This is a genomic window from Pseudomonas sp. S2_B10, assembly GCF_054668425.1.
The window spans coordinates 3,767,501-3,782,659 of record NZ_CP162768.1; the positions used below are offsets into that span (position 1 = coordinate 3,767,501).

At 59.8% G+C, this 15,159-nt stretch carries 7 protein-coding genes and 2 rRNA genes (1 of these 9 running past the window's edge); 8 read left to right on the top strand and 1 reads right to left on the bottom strand.

Annotated features, from left to right (window positions below):
* From AB4O45_RS16780 to AB4O45_RS16815, 8 genes are all read left to right on the top strand, one after another.
* Positions 1-2,019: ribosomal RNA gene (locus AB4O45_RS16780) — 23S ribosomal RNA — on the top strand; it begins 875 nt to the left of the window's first position.
* A 154-nt stretch (positions 2,020-2,173) separates the two neighbouring features.
* Positions 2,174-2,289, top strand: a 5S ribosomal RNA gene (gene rrf / locus AB4O45_RS16785).
* Positions 2,290-2,441: 152 nt separating this feature from the next.
* Positions 2,442-5,894 (top strand): exodeoxyribonuclease V subunit gamma, encoded by a 3,453-nt coding sequence (recC, locus tag AB4O45_RS16790; RefSeq protein WP_460160326.1) that lies wholly within the window; start codon positions 2,442-2,444, stop codon positions 5,892-5,894.
* Positions 5,891-9,577: an exodeoxyribonuclease V subunit beta gene (recB, locus tag AB4O45_RS16795; protein WP_460160327.1), complete on the top strand. Its 3,687-nt coding sequence runs from the start codon at positions 5,891-5,893 to the stop codon at positions 9,575-9,577. Before recC ends, recB begins: the two co-directional genes overlap by 4 nt.
* Entirely contained in the window at positions 9,574-11,682 is a 2,109-nt protein-coding gene (recD, locus tag AB4O45_RS16800; RefSeq protein ID WP_460160328.1) for an exodeoxyribonuclease V subunit alpha, read from the top strand. Before recB ends, recD begins: the two co-directional genes overlap by 4 nt.
* A gap of 119 nt (positions 11,683-11,801) precedes the next feature.
* Entirely contained in the window at positions 11,802-12,371 is a 570-nt protein-coding gene (locus tag AB4O45_RS16805; RefSeq protein ID WP_041477864.1) for a YfiR family protein, read from the top strand.
* Complete coding sequence (locus tag AB4O45_RS16810; RefSeq protein ID WP_236169248.1) at positions 12,368-13,636, top strand: diguanylate cyclase domain-containing protein; 1,269 nt, start codon at positions 12,368-12,370, stop codon at positions 13,634-13,636. Before AB4O45_RS16805 ends, AB4O45_RS16810 begins: the two co-directional genes overlap by 4 nt.
* Complete coding sequence (locus AB4O45_RS16815) at positions 13,636-14,136, top strand: OmpA family protein (RefSeq protein WP_252879390.1); 501 nt, start codon at positions 13,636-13,638, stop codon at positions 14,134-14,136. Before AB4O45_RS16810 ends, AB4O45_RS16815 begins: the two co-directional genes overlap by 1 nt.
* On the opposite strand, the gene AB4O45_RS16820 is transcribed toward AB4O45_RS16815, so the two are convergent.
* Positions 14,133-15,080: a LysR family transcriptional regulator gene (locus tag AB4O45_RS16820; protein WP_016771799.1), complete on the bottom strand. Its 948-nt coding sequence runs from the start codon at positions 15,078-15,080 to the stop codon at positions 14,133-14,135. The genes AB4O45_RS16815 and AB4O45_RS16820 overlap by 4 nt on opposite strands.
* Positions 15,081-15,159 lie beyond the last annotated feature (79 nt).

The window sequence follows — 15,159 nt, forward strand, 5'->3', positions numbered from 1 at the left end:
ATCCCGACTTACCAAACCGATGCAAACTCCGAATACCTACAAGTGCCGAGCATGGGAGACACACGGCGGGTGCTAACGTCCGTCGTGAAAAGGGAAACAACCCAGACCGTCAGCTAAGGTCCCAAAGTTATGGTTAAGTGGGAAACGATGTGGGAAGGCTTAGACAGCTAGGAGGTTGGCTTAGAAGCAGCCACCCTTTAAAGAAAGCGTAATAGCTCACTAGTCGAGTCGGCCTGCGCGGAAGATGTAACGGGGCTCAAACCATACACCGAAGCTACGGGTATCACCTTCGGGTGATGCGGTAGAGGAGCGTTCTGTAAGCCTGTGAAGGTGAGTTGAGAAGCTTGCTGGAGGTATCAGAAGTGCGAATGCTGACATGAGTAACGACAATGGGTGTGAAAAACACCCACGCCGAAAGACCAAGGTTTCCTGCGCAACGTTAATCGACGCAGGGTTAGTCGGTCCCTAAGGCGAGGCTGAAAAGCGTAGTCGATGGAAAACAGGTTAATATTCCTGTACTTCTGGTTATTGCGATGGAGGGACGGAGAAGGCTAGGCCAGCTTGGCGTTGGTTGTCCAAGTTTAAGGTGGTAGGCTGAGATCTTAGGTAAATCCGGGATCTTAAGGCCGAGAGCTGATGACGAGTTACCCTTTGGGTGACGAAGTGGTTGATGCCATGCTTCCAAGAAAAGCTTCTAAGCTTCAGGTAACCAGGAACCGTACCCCAAACCGACACAGGTGGTTGGGTAGAGAATACCAAGGCGCTTGAGAGAACTCGGGTGAAGGAACTAGGCAAAATGGCACCGTAACTTCGGGAGAAGGTGCGCCGGTGAGGGTGAAGGACTTGCTCCGTAAGCTCATGCCGGTCGAAGATACCAGGCCGCTGCGACTGTTTATTAAAAACACAGCACTCTGCAAACACGAAAGTGGACGTATAGGGTGTGACGCCTGCCCGGTGCCGGAAGGTTAATTGATGGGGTTAGCTAACGCGAAGCTCTTGATCGAAGCCCCGGTAAACGGCGGCCGTAACTATAACGGTCCTAAGGTAGCGAAATTCCTTGTCGGGTAAGTTCCGACCTGCACGAATGGCGTAACGATGGCGGCGCTGTCTCCACCCGAGACTCAGTGAAATTGAAATCGCTGTGAAGATGCAGTGTATCCGCGGCTAGACGGAAAGACCCCGTGAACCTTTACTATAGCTTTGCACTGGACTTTGAATTTGCTTGTGTAGGATAGGTGGGAGGCTTTGAAGCGTGGACGCCAGTTCGCGTGGAGCCATCCTTGAAATACCACCCTGGCAACTTTGAGGTTCTAACTCAGGTCCGTTATCCGGATCGAGGACAGTGTATGGTGGGTAGTTTGACTGGGGCGGTCTCCTCCTAAAGAGTAACGGAGGAGTACGAAGGTGCGCTCAGACCGGTCGGAAATCGGTCGTAGAGTATAAAGGCAAAAGCGCGCTTGACTGCGAGACAGACACGTCGAGCAGGTACGAAAGTAGGTCTTAGTGATCCGGTGGTTCTGTATGGAAGGGCCATCGCTCAACGGATAAAAGGTACTCCGGGGATAACAGGCTGATACCGCCCAAGAGTTCATATCGACGGCGGTGTTTGGCACCTCGATGTCGGCTCATCACATCCTGGGGCTGAAGCCGGTCCCAAGGGTATGGCTGTTCGCCATTTAAAGTGGTACGCGAGCTGGGTTTAGAACGTCGTGAGACAGTTCGGTCCCTATCTGCCGTGGACGTTTGAGATTTGAGAGGGGCTGCTCCTAGTACGAGAGGACCGGAGTGGACGAACCTCTGGTGTTCCGGTTGTCACGCCAGTGGCATTGCCGGGTAGCTATGTTCGGGAAAGATAACCGCTGAAAGCATCTAAGCGGGAAACTTGCCTCAAGATGAGATCTCACTGGAACCTTGAGTTCCCTGAAGGGCCGTCGAAGACTACGACGTTGATAGGTTGGGTGTGTAAGCGCTGTGAGGCGTTGAGCTAACCAATACTAATTGCCCGTGAGGCTTGACCATATAACACCCAAGCAATTTGCTGACCTGAAAAGGCACCAGATTGCGGTGTGTGAAGACGAAACGAACCGAAAGTTCGAAATTCACAAACACCTAGCTGTCACATACCCAATTTGCTGAAGCGAGGCCATCTGGTCCCGAGTCAGTACCCGAATTTCTTGACGACCATAGAGCGTTGGAACCACCTGATCCCATCCCGAACTCAGCAGTGAAACGATGCATCGCCGATGGTAGTGTGGGGTTTCCCCATGTGAGAGTAGGTCATCGTCAAGATTAAATTCGAAACCCCAATTGCGAAAGCAGTTGGGGTTTTGTTTTGCCTGCGAGAAAGTTCTTACAAGCTTCGCAGACCTCGTCCGGCTGTCACAGTCGGCCGACAATGCTAAGGTTCTGCCTCGGCTTTAGCGATTTTCCAAGGAATCCATATGTCGGACGCCCAGTCCCTCAACGCTGCATTCATGGTGGTTCAGAGCAACAGTCTCGATGAGCTGCGCAGTCTTGTGGTCAGCATCATGCGGCGCTACCCACTGGCACCCCTGGAAAACGAAATCGCTTTGGTGCAAAGCAACGGCATCGCCCAATGGCTCAAACTGGCATTGGCCGAAGATCCTGAAGACGATGACCTTGGCGGTTGCGGGATCGCTGCGGCGATTGACGTTCAACTACCCGGCAGTTTCATGTGGCAGCTCTATCGCTTGGTATTGGGACGAGAAGAGATTCCGGCGAAATCCCTGCTCGATAAGGCTCCGCTGACCTGGCGCCTGATGCGCCTATTGCCACAGGTAATCGACCGCCCACATTTCGAGCCGCTGCAACGCTTCCTCACCCATGACAGCGATCTGCGCAAGCGCTATCAATTGTCAGAGCGTCTGGCCGATCTGTTCGACCAATATCAGGTCTACCGGGCCGATTGGCTGGAAGATTGGGCGGAAGGCCGCCACCAACTGCGCAATGTGCGAGGTGAAATCAAGCCTCTGCCAGCGACCAGTTGCTGGCAGGCAGAGTTGTGGCGAGCGCTGCTGGATGACGTCGGCGAACAAGGCATGGCGCAGAGCCGTGCCGGCGTCCATCAACGTTTCATGGAACGCATCAACACCCTTGATGAGGCTCCGGCTTCACTGCCGCCGCGCGTTATCGTCTTTGGCATTTCTTCATTGCCCGCACAAGTTCTTGAAGCGCTCGCCGGTCTGGCGCGCTTCAGTCAGGTTCTGCTTTGCGTACACAACCCCTGTCGCCATCACTGGGCCGATATCGTTGCCGACAAGGATCTGCTGCGACATCAATACAAGCGCCAACAACGCAAAAGCGGGATGCCCGTTGTACTTGATGCCGAAACCCTGCATCAGCACGCGCATCCGTTGCTGGCCGCTTGGGGCAAGCAAGGTCGCGACTATATCAACCTGCTCGACAGCTACGACGATCCCAACAGCTACCGCGCAGCCTTTCGTGACGGCCGCATCGACCTGTTCAGCGAAGCCCAGCCGCACAACATGCTTAACCAGCTTCAGGACGACATTCTCGAATTGCGCCCCCTCAACGAGACTCGTGCGCTCTGGCCCGCTGTCGACCTGACGCAGGACCAATCGATCCGGTTTCACATCGCCCACAGTGCCCAGCGTGAAGTCGAAATCCTGCACGATCAACTCCTGGCGCGTTTCAGCGCCGACCCGGCTCTACGCCCACGGGACGTGATCGTGATGGTCCCGGATATCGACAGCTATGCCCCGCATATCCGCGCGGTTTTCGGTCAGCTCGATCGATTTGACCCGCGCTTCATTCCGTTCACTTTGGCGGACCAGGGCCAGCGAGGACGTGATCCATTACTAATCGCCGTCGAGCACCTGCTCAAGCTGCCGGACAGCCGTTTCCCGGTCAGCGAGATTCTCGACCTGCTCGATGTTCCAGCTCTGCGTGCTCGCTTTGGCGTAGAGGAACGTGACCTGCCAACCCTGCACCGCTGGATCGAGGGTGCCGGCGTGCGTTGGGGCATGAGTGCCGAACAACGGGCCGGTCTCGGATTGCCTGAGGAACTGGAGCAGAACAGCTGGCATTTCGGTCTACGCCGAATGCTGCTGGGCTACGCCGTCGGCAGTGCCGATGCATGTGCAGGTATCGAGCCTTACGACGAAATTGGTGGACTTGATGCTGCCCTGATCGGGCCATTGGTTGCGCTGCTGGATGCCTTGGAAATCGCTCATCAGCAACTCACGCAACCGGCTCAACCGAAAGAGTGGGGGCTGCGCTTGCAGGCGCTGATGCAGGTGTTCTTTCAGGCGAGCAACGAGCACGACGACTACCTGCTGACCCAGCTCGAAGAGCTTCGCGAGACCTGGCTGGAAACCTGCGAGGCGGTCGGCCTGACTGACGAACTGCCGCTGACTGTTGTGCGCGAAGCCTGGCTCGCCGGGCTCGATCAGGGCCGATTGTCGCAACGATTCCTCGCCGGTGCGGTGAATTTCTGCACCTTGATGCCGATGCGTGCCATTCCTTTCAAACTGGTTTGTCTGCTGGGCATGAACGACGGCGATTATCCGCGCGCGCAGCCGCCGCTGGACTTCGATCTGATGGGCAGTGATTACCGGCCTGGCGACCGCTCACGACGTGAGGACGACCGCTATCTGTTACTTGAAGCGCTGTTATCCGCACGCACTCAGCTCTATATCAGTTGGGTCGGTCGCAGCATCCGCGACAACAGCGAACGACCCGCCTCGGTGCTCATCGGCCAGTTGCGCGATCACCTCGCCAGCGGCTGGCGTTCAATCGACCCCACCCAGGATCTATTGGAAGCGCTGACCGAAGAACACCCCCTGCAACCTTTCAGTGCCCGCTATTTCCACGAAGGCGAGCAACTGTTCAGCTACGCCAGCGAGTGGCAGGTGTTACATCAAGAGAAAGCGCAGCAAAGCGAAGCACCGTTACTCGCGCCATATGTTCAAGAGGAACCGTTGACGCTGGCATTGCTGCAGGACTTTCTGCGTAATCCGGTTCGGCATTTTTTCACACAACGTCTCAAGGTCTATTTCGAGGCTGCGCAAGCGCCGTTGGCCGATGAAGAACCTTTCGTGCTGGACGCGCTACAGCGCTACACGCTGAGCGACAGTTTGCTGGAAGCCGCACTCAGTCAGCCGGACGATGTCGATCAGGCACTGCACGCCCGGGCGCTGCGCCTGCAAAATAGTGGTCTGCTGCCTATGGCCGGTTTTGGCGAATGCCTACAGCGTGAACTGATCGAACCGCTACCGGATCTTCTGCAGCGTTATCAACAGTTGCTGACGTTATGGCCGACGCCGTTGACCAGTGCGATCCCGGTCAGTCTCGACTTGCAAGGTATGCGGCTGGAGGGCTGGCTTGCAAGCCTGCATCAACGCGCCGATGGCGGACTACTTTCAGTCACGACCATTCCCAACAGCATCGGCTCGATCAAAACGCGCAAGTGGCACCGGCTGACCAAACCGTGGGTCACCCATCTGGTCGCCTGCGCCAGCGAGCATGCGTTGACGACGGCATTGGTCGCCAGTGACGACACACTGTTGCTTGAGCCAATGGAGCGGGACCGAGCGCTGCGATTGCTCGGTGACTTGCTGCTCGCCTGGCAAACCGGCATGCGCCAACCTTTGCCGATTGCGATAAAAACCGCGTTCGCCTGGCTGTCGCAATCCGACCCGGTCAAAGCCGAAGCCGCTGCGCGAAAAGCCTATGAAGGCGACGGTCAGACCAACGAGGGTGAGCGGCGTGAAAGCCCGGCACTGCTCCGGCAATATCCCGACTTCGATGCATTGTTGGCAGACGAAACCTTCACCGGCTGGTGCGACGCGTTGTACCGCCCATTATTCGAAGCGCCGTGGCGTTCCTTGTCCAGCGAAGGTGCGCGCGCATGAGTACCAAAACACCGTTGGCTCTGGCCTTCCCGCTGCGCGGCAGTCAGTTGATCGAAGCAAGCGCAGGCACCGGCAAAACCTTCACGATTTCGGCACTTTATCTGCGGTTGATTCTCGGCCATGGCGGCGAGACAAGCGGTTTTTCACGCGAACTGCTGCCGCCGCAAATCCTCGTAGTGACGTTTACCGACGCTGCTACCAAAGAGCTGCGTGAACGCATTCGGACACGCTTGGCTGAGGCCGCGCGGTTCTTCCGCGACGAAATTGTTGCCCCGGACGGACTGATTGCCGAGCTGCGCGATCAGTTCGATCCGCTGCAATGGCCGGGCTGTGCCAACCGCCTCGATATCGCCGCGCAGTGGATGGACGAAGCCGCCGTCTCGACCATTCACAGCTGGTGTCAGCGCATGCTGCGCGAGCATGCGTTCGACAGCGGCAGCCTGTTCACGCAATCCCTGGAAACCGATCACAGCGATCTGCTTGGCGAAGTGTTGCGCGATTACTGGCGACTGTTCTGCTACCCGATGCAGGGCGATGCGCTGAACTGGGTGCGCAGCAATTGGGGTGGCCCCGCAGCGCTGTTGCCTCGGGTACGCGGCTTGTTTGCCAGCGAGCGTGACACCGATGAAGGCAAGGCGCCTGCGGAGCTGATCGAGGAGTGTTTGCTGGAGCGGCGAGCGGCGTTGGTCGAACTGAAAATGCCTTGGCGTGACTGGGCAGACGAGCTGCTTGCTCTCTGCCATGAAGGCGTCGCCAGCAAAACCGTCGATGGCCGCAAAATGCAGGCGCGTTATTTCGAGCCGTGGTTCGAGAAGCTCAAGACCTGGGCCGAAGACGAGTCGCTTGAGCAACTGGACATTGGCACCGGCTTCACCCGATTGACGCCCGATGGCATGGCCGAGGCCTGGAAAGGCCCGGCGCCCAGTCATCCGGGACTGGACGCCATGTCCGGACTCAAGTCGAGCCTGGATACCTTGCCGACGCCCGATGCTGCTGTTCTGCAACACGCTGCCAAGTGGGTCGGCGCGCGTTTTGAAGAAGAGAAACGCCGTCGCGCAGAAATGGGGTTCGACGACATGTTGCTGCGTCTGGATGCCGCGCTGCAATCGGAGGGCGGCGAGCGTCTGGCAACGCTGATCCGCGAGCAGTTCCCGGTCGCGCTGATCGACGAATTCCAGGACACCGACCCGGTTCAGTACCGCATCTTCGAGAGCATTTACCGCATCGAAGACAATCACCCTGACACCGGCCTGTTCCTGATCGGCGACCCCAAGCAGGCGATCTATGCCTTCCGTGGTGCCGACATCTACACCTATCTGCGCGCACGTCAGGCCACTACCGGCCGTTTGCATACACTAGGCACCAACTTCCGCTCCAGCCACGGCATGGTGACAGCGGTCAATCACGTATTCGAACGCGCCGAGTCCCGAGAGCAAGGACGCGGCGCGTTTTTGTTTCGCGAGAAAACCGGCGAAAACCCGGTACCGTTCCTCCCGGTCGAGTCTCAGGGACGCAAGGAAACGCTGCGGATTGCCGGGCAAGACGTCGCAGCACTGAATGTCTGGCTACTGCCCAGCGATCAGCCGCTGTCCGGCGCGGTCTATCGCCAGCAAATGGCCGCCGCCTGCGCCAGTCAAATCACCGCACTGCTCAATGGCGGGCAAACCGGCAGCGCTGGTTTCTTTCAAGCAGACGACTTCAAAGGTTTACGCCCTTCGGACATAGCGATCCTCGTCCGCGACGGTAAGGAAGCCCAAGCCGTACGCGCCGAACTCGCCGCCAGAGGGGTGCGCAGTGTTTATCTGTCAGACAAGGATTCCGTGTTCGCCGCGCAAGAGGCGCACGATCTGCTGGCCTGGCTGAAGGCTTGCGCCGAACCCGATGTCGAACGCTCGCTCAAGGCTGCGCTGGCTTGCACCACATTGAACCTGCCGCTGACCGAGCTGGAGCGGTTGAACCAGGACGAAATGGTCTGGGAAGCCCGGGTCATGCAGTTCCGTGGCTATCGAGAGCTCTGGCGCAAACAGGGCGTGTTGCCGATGTTGCGCCGCCTGCTTCACGACTTCCACCTGCCGCAAACCCTGATGCAGCGCAGTGACGGCGAACGCGTGCTGACCAACCTTTTGCACCTCTCGGAACTGATGCAGCAAGCCGCCGCTGAACTGGACGGGGAGCAAGCGTTGATCCGCCATCTGGCCGAGTTGCTGGCGCTGTCCGGTCAGGCCGGTGAAGAGCAGATTCTGCGTCTGGAAAGCGACGAGCAACTGGTCAAAGTGGTGACCATCCACAAATCCAAGGGTCTGGAATATCCGCTGGTGTTCCTGCCATTCATTTGCTCGGCGAAACCGGTGGATGGCAGCCGTTTGCCGCTGCATTACCACGACGCTGCGGGCAAGGCGCAGATCAGCCTCAAGCCTACCCCCGAGTTGATAGCCCTGGCTGACGATGAGCGTCTGGCCGAAGATCTGCGTCTTCTGTATGTCGCGTTAACCCGCGCGCAGCATGCCTGCTGGCTGGGCGTCACTGATCTCAAGCGCGGCAATAACAACAGCTCGGTGCTGCACCTGTCAGCGCTGGGTTACTTGCTGGGGGGCGGTGCCGCTTTGGGCGAGTCCAGCGAATTGAACCGCTGGCTGCGGGATCTGCAGCAAGACTGCCCGGCCATCGGCATCGGCGAAATGCCTCAGCCCACTGACGAGCATTACCAGCCGCCGCGCAATGAAGCAGTCCTGCGAGCCACGCTACGGCCCAAGCGCAAAGCCAGTGAAAACTGGTGGATCGCTTCCTATAGCGCTTTGCGCATCAGCGACATATTGAGCGTCGGCAGCGATGAAGCACCGGACAGTCCGCAGGCGCAAAAGCTCTTCGACGACGAGCGCCTCGATCCCGACGCGCCACATGAAATCAGCAGCGGTGGCGCCGATATCCACCGTTTTCCTCGCGGACCGAATCCCGGCACGTTTTTGCATGGCTTGCTCGAATGGGCGGGCGCTGAAGGTTTTTCGGTTACCCGCGAAGCGCTGGAAGATGCAATTGCCCGGCGCTGCAACCTGCGCGGCTGGCAAGGCTGGATCACCACGCTGACTGACTGGCTGCAGCATTTGCTCAAGTCACCGTTGCCGATCGCTGGCGGGCAACCGCCGGTGGTTCTTGAGCAGTTGAAGCAATACCGCGTCGAGATGGAGTTCTGGTTTGCCAGCCACAAAGTCGACGTGCTCAAGCTCGACGAACAGGTGCGCCAGCACACCCACAATGGCGTCGCTCGTGTTGCGGCAGAACCGGTTCAACTCAACGGCATGTTCAAGGGCTTTATCGACCTGACCTTCGAGCACGCTGGCCGCTATTACGTCGCCGATTACAAATCCAATTGGCTCGGCGTGGATGATCAGGCCTACACCGTGCAGGCGATGGAGCAGTCGATCCTCGACAATCGTTACGACCTGCAATACGTGCTGTATCTGCTGGCACTGCATCGCCAGTTGAAGGCGCGGCTGGCGGATTACGATTACGACCGTCACATCGGCGGGGCGCTGTATCTGTTTCTACGCGGTACGCGTGCGGATAGTCGCGGCGTGTACTTCGTGCGTCCGCCACGGGAATTGATCGAACGCCTCGACCGGATGTTCCAGGGCAAACCCGAACCCAAGTCCGAACCCGCCTGGGAACAGGGAGTCCTGCTATGAGCCGCACATTCGCCGATCTGCTGCCGACGCCGCTGGAAGCGGACAGCCTGTCGAAACTCTCGCCGCTGACCCGCGCCGATGATTTGCTGTTGTTGCTGAGCCGTTGGGTCGAGCGCGGCTGGCTGCGCGCGCTGGACCGCGCCTTTGTCGCGTTCCTGCATGAACTCGAGCCCGAGACCGACCCGTTGGTGCTGCTGGCGGCGGCGTTGACCAGTCACCAACTCGGCCATGGTCATGTGTGTCTGGACCTGTTTGAAACCCTCAAGGCGCCGGATTTAGCCCTGTCATTGCCGCCCGAAGGCGATGTGCAGGGCGGTGTGTTGTTGCTGCCCTCGCAATTTCTCGAAACGCTCGATGGAGCTCATTGGTGCAAAGTGCTGGCAAGTAGTCCATTGGTGGCCCTGGCCGCTGACCCGAGTGAAACAGCGCAGACACGTCCGCTGGTGCTGTCCTCGAAACGCCTGTACCTGCGCCGCTACTGGACCTACGAACGCCGCATCGATGCAGCGTTGCGCCAACGCTTGATGCAGCAGGAGCCGACGCTGGATGATCTGCCGCAGCGTCTGAACGAATTGTTCGGCGGCGCGGAATCCGCAGCTGTCATCGATTGGCAAAAACTCGCCTGCGCCATCGCTACGCGCAGCGCCTTCAGCATCATCACTGGCGGCCCGGGCACCGGGAAAACCACCACGGTGGTGCGCTTGCTCGCGTTGCTGCAGGCACCGGCCGTCGAGGCTGGCCATCCGCTGCGCATTCGTCTGGCGGCACCGACCGGCAAGGCCGCTGCGCGTCTGACCGAGTCGATCAGTCAGCAAGTGCAATCACTGCAGGTCGCCGAAGCGGTGCGCGCGGCGATCCCCAGCGATGTGACCACCGTGCACCGTCTGCTCGGCAGTCGACCGGGCACCCGGCATTTCCGTCACCATGCCGGCAACCGCCTGCCGCTGGATGTGCTGGTGGTCGACGAAGCTTCGATGATCGACCTGGAAATGATGGCCAACTTGCTCGACGCCATGCCGGCCCATGCGCGGCTGGTACTGTTGGGCGACAAGGATCAGTTGGCCTCGGTCGAGGCCGGTGCGGTGTTGGGCGATCTGTGCCGTGACGCCGAGGGCGGTTGGTACAGCCCGCAAACGCGACAATGGCTGGAGTCTGTCAGTGGCGAGTCGTTGCAGGGCAGCGGTTTGCATGAAGATCGCGACGGCACCCACCCGCTGGCGCAGCAAGTGGTGATGCTGCGTCACTCGCGCCGCTTCGGCGAGGGCAGCGGTATCGGTCAACTCGCGCGCCGGGTCAATCAGCAATTGGCCGATGAAGCGCGGCAGTTGCTCGCGGTCGGCAGCTACGACGACGTGTATTCGCTACCGCTCAAAGGCGAGCACGATCTCAAGCTCGAACGTCTGCTGCTCGAAGGTCACGGCAACGGCCCGCAAGGTTATCGCCATTACCTGAGCGTACTGCGCGATCAGCGTCCACCGTCGACGCGGCCCCTTGAGCATTCGGCCTGGACCGATTGGGCGCGGGAAGTCTTGCAGGCGTTCGACACATTCCAGTTGCTGTGCGCGGTGCGCAAAGGGCCATGGGGCGTTGAAGGTCTGAACCAGCGCATTACCACTGCGTTGCTCAAGGCGCGTCTGATCGAGAGCGATCAGCAGTGGTATGAAGGTCGGCCGGTGCTGATGACTCGTAACGACTATGGTCTGGGGCTGATGAACGGCGACATCGGCATCGCCCTGAAACTGCCCGAGCGTGAAGGCGCAGAAATCGGCAAAACGGTTCTGCGCGTGGCCTTTCCGCGTAACGATGGTCAGGGCGGCGTGCGCTTCGTGTTGCCGAGTCGACTCAATGATGTCGAAACCGTGTACGCCATGACGGTGCACAAGTCCCAGGGTTCGGAGTTCGCCCACACGGCGCTGATCCTGCCGGATGCGCTGAATCCGGTACTGACCAAGGAGTTGATCTACACCGGGATTACTCGCGCCCGGCACTGGTTCACCTTGATCGAGCCGCGTGCCGGCGTGTTTGAAGAGGCGGTGCAGCGCAAGGTCAAGCGTCTGAGCGGGCTGATGCTGGAACTGGAAGACGGCACCGAGCCTCCGGGATGAAGCGCTGAATGACCGACAACGAGTACTGACCAACCGGTCAGAGGCAGGCGCCTCGCTGGTGTTCTGGCGCTGTGCTATCGTTGCGGCATCATTTCGTTACGCTCCAAGAGAATCCCTCCATGAAGGTGGCCGTCTGGGCGACACAGCGTGTGGTGGCCTGCCAGCACGCATTGCTGATCGTTTTGCTCTGGTTGTTCACGGGCAGCGCCATCGCCCAAGCGCAAACCGGGCCGGCCGAGCAACGGGCCAAAGCGGTCACACAAGTGGTTCTTGGCATCCTCAGTTATGCACGCTGGCCGGTGGAACCAGCGCAATTGCGTCTGTGCATCGTCGGCCCCACCGAATACACCGATGACCTGGTCAAAGGCACCACCCAAGCCACGGGGCGACCGGTGGCTGTGCGGCGCCTGCTGGCAGACAACCCGGCCATCGTCAGCGAATGCGATGCGGTGTACATCGGCAAGCTGACCGCCGACGAACGCAGTCGCCTGTTCGCATCGTTGATCGGGCATCCAGTGCTGAGCATCAGTGAAGCCGACGATCAATGCACCGTCGGCAGTCTGTTCTGCCTGCGCGTCGGCGATGAACAAGTGTCGTTCGAGGTCAATCTCGACTCCGTGGCTCGCAGTGGTGTGCGCATTCACCCCAGCGTGTTGCAGTTGTCCCGTCGCAAAGCGGCGGCGCCATGAAGCTGTTCAGTTGGAAGGCTCGCCCGACCCTGGGCTCGGTCATTGGCCGTGGGCATTTGATTGTCGCGCTGGTGGCGGTAGCGATGGCCAGTGTTTCGCTGACCTTGCTGGGCGTGCTCGCGCTGCGGGTGTATGCCGATCACAACCTGCATTTGATCGCCCGTTCGATCAGCTACACCGTCGAAGCGGCCGTCGTGTTCAATGACAAAGCGGCGGCAACCGAGGCGCTGGCGATCATCGCCGCCACCGAGGAAGTAGCGGATGCCCGAGTGCTCGACGCGCAAGGCCAATTGATTGCGCAATGGCAGCGCGTCGAGACCGGCTTGTTCTCCGAGCTGGAAATGCAGATCACCCGCGCTCTTCTGGAAAAACCGGTCAGCCTGCCGATCGAGCATCAGGACCGTGAAATTGGTCGCGTCCTGCTCATCGGCCACGGCGGCAGCCTGATGCGCTTCCTGCTCAGCGGCCTGGCCGGGATTGTGCTCTGCACCGCGATCAGCGCCTGGGTCGCGCTCTATCTGGCGCGGCGGCAGCTGCGCGCAATCATTGGCCCATTGCACAGCCTCGCCTCCGTCGCCCACGCCGCGCGCAGTGAGCGAGCGCTGGATCGGCGCGTGCCGCCGGCGCAAATCGCTGAACTGGATAATCTGGGCAACGACTTCAATGCCTTGCTCGGCGAACTCGAGTCGTGGCAAACCCATCTGCAAAACGAAAACGAAACTCTCGCTCACCAAGCGACCCACGACAGCCTCACCGGTTTGCCCAACCGTGCGTTTTTTGAAGGCCGCTTGATCCGCGCCTTGCGCAACGGCAAAAAACACGATGAGCGGGTCGCCGTGCTGTTTCTCGACAGCGACCGCTTCAAAGGCATCAACGATAACTTCGGCCACGCCTCGGGCGACGCAGTGCTGGTGGCCATCGCCAATCGCGTGCGAGCGCAATTGCGCGAGGATGATCTGGTCGCGCGGCTGGGTGGCGACGAGTTCGCCGTGCTGCTTGCGCCACTGCACACGGTCGAAGACGCTGAGCACATCGCTGACAAGATTCTCGCCAGCATGGACATGCCGATCACCCTGCCCGGCGACAGCAGTGTGGTGACCTCGCTCAGTATCGGCATCGCCGTTTACCCCGATCATGGCGCCACGCCGGGTGCCTTGCTCAACGCAGCCGACGCGGCAATGTACCAGGCCAAGCGCCTGTCGCGCGGCGCGCAATTCACCGCCGGGTCGGAGCGCCCGGTCGATTCCGTTCACACCAGGAGCTGATGTCCGTGTTCACTCTTCCCGTTCGACTTTTTTCCGCATTGCTGATGATCGCCGCGCTGACCCTGAGCGGTTGCCAGACCGCCCCACAGAAAGGCCTGACACCGGCGCAGGTCGCCGTGCTCAAACAGCAGGGTTTCGAGTTGACCGACGACGGCTGGGAATTCGGCCTGTCGGGCAAAGTGCTTTTTGGCAGCGACGTCGAAAGCCTGAACGCAGCCAGCACGGAAATCGTCGAACGCATCGGCAAGGCGTTGCTCAGCGTGGGAATCGAGCGGGTGCGCGTCGATGGCCACACCGATGCGTCGGGCAAGGAAACCTACAATCAGCAACTGTCGCTGCGCCGGGCCAAGAGCGTTGCCAACGTCCTCGGCACGGTCGGCATGAAGCAGGAAAACATCCAGCTGCAAGGCCTGGGCAGCAGCGAACCCGTGGCTTCCAACGACACCGCAGCGGGGCGCACGGAAAATCGCCGGGTGTCGATCGTGGTCAGCGCCGACTAATCGGCAAAGCGCATCTCCCGCGTTTCACCCATCAACAACGCCTGATTGCGCTCAGTCACCTCACGGATGTAATCCCACAACAAGGTGATCCGCTTCAACTTGCGCAGATCCTCGCGGCAGTACATCCAGAACTGCCGGGTGATGTCGATTTCCTCCGGCAACACCGGCAGCAATCGTGGATCCTGCGCGGCGAGGAAGCACGGCAGGATTGCCAGCGAGCGGCCCTGCTGCGCGGCAACGTATTGCGCGATCACGCTGGTGCTGCGCAAGTTTGCGCTGGCGCCGGGCAGCACGTTGGCCAGGTAGAGCAGCTCCGAGCTGAACGCCAGGTCGTCCACATAACTGATGAATTGATGCTTGCTCAAATCGGCCGGGCGGCGGATCGGTGGGTGTTTGTCCAGATAGTCCTGGGTTGCGTACAGCTGCAAACGGTAGTCGCAGAGTTTGCAGCAGACGTACGGCCCGTGCTCCGGCCGCTCGAGGGCGATGACGATGTCGGCCTCGCGCTTGGACAGGCTGATGAAGTGCGGCAGCGGCAGGATGTCCACCGAGATTGCCGGGTAGGCGTCGACGAAATGGCTCAGTTGCGGGGTGATGAAAAAACTGCCGAAGCCTTCGGTGCAGCCCATGCGCACATGGCCGGACAGGGCCACGCCCGAGCCCGAAACCTGCTCGCAAGCCATGTGCAATGTGCTTTCGATCGACTCGGCATAACCGAGCAAGCGCTGGCCTTCAGTGGTCAGGACGAAGCCGCTGGTGCGGGATTTCTCGAACAGTAATGTGCCGAGCGCCGCTTCCAGCGAACTGATCCGTCGCGACACCGTGGTGTAGTCCACGGCCAGGCGTTTGGCGGCGGTGCTGGCCTTGCGGGTGCGGGCGACTTCAAGGAAAAACTTCAGGTCGTCCCAGTTCAGCGAGCCTAGCGAGGTGATGTTTTTTTGCATGATGGTCGGGCTTATATGTGCGTTCTTATTAGAAGTTTGCACATCTATACTCCAAAAACAGTCCGACAACCAATTCGTG